Here is a 691-nt window from a genome sequence, read left to right as displayed (position 1 = left end):
ACCCGAAACCGACCCCACCTCCCCCTACGAATCCCTCGATTCCAAAAAACTCCACCAAGCCGCCGACCGCGCCCTCGATCACTACCTCTGCCCACCCGGCTCCAGGCCACCGCCCTTTAGCCCCCGAGCCATGTACGCCGTCACCGCCGACACCAAAAACGAAGACCTGCTGGCCAACGCCTGCGAAACCCTCGCCTCGGCCAAAACCATCGCCCAGGAATTCGCCGGGCTGGTCAAACCGTCGCAGCGCCGGACGCTGATGGGCATCGCGCAGCTGATCATGCTCGGAGAACTGGCGGTGAATCGGGTGCTGGATAATCTGGAATTGCCGGGGTAATGCGGGCCGGCTGAGTTATGCGATGCCCGTGCCGGCCTCTTCGCGAGCAGGCTCGCTCCTACAGTTTGAGCGCATTTCCTCTGGGAGCGGGCCGGTTCGCGACGACAACCGCTCGTCGGATATCACCGCACACCTGTCAAGTCTGACAGGTGTGCATTCACGCCAAGTCGCGTTAACTCGTTCCGTCACTTCCCGTCGGAGCCGTCTCCATGTCCAGCCCCCAAAAACCCCTGCTACTCGCAGAACTCGGCATCCCTGGTCGCAGCAAGGACCCGGTGTCGAAGGATCCCGATGTCTGGGGTATCAACATCGCCGCCGCGCTGGACAACTTTCCGTATCACGGCCTGCGGTGCG

The 691-nt window shown here is 62.8% G+C and carries 1 protein-coding gene; it reads left to right on the top strand.

The window, feature by feature from the left end; translation table 11 throughout:
* Window positions 1-337: DUF6124 family protein (locus tag AEQ63_RS22195; RefSeq protein WP_064364771.1), on the top strand; the 337-nt coding region annotated here is incomplete at its 5' end.
* Window positions 338-691: the final 354 nt, after the last annotated feature.

Origin of the sequence: Pseudomonas sp. RIT-PI-o, assembly GCF_001297215.1 — a bacterium.
Lineage (GTDB): Bacteria > Pseudomonadota > Gammaproteobacteria > Pseudomonadales > Pseudomonadaceae > Aquipseudomonas > Aquipseudomonas moraviensis_A.
The sequence above is the reverse complement of the archived record's forward strand: the minus strand, read 5'-3'. Positions and strand labels throughout refer to the sequence as shown.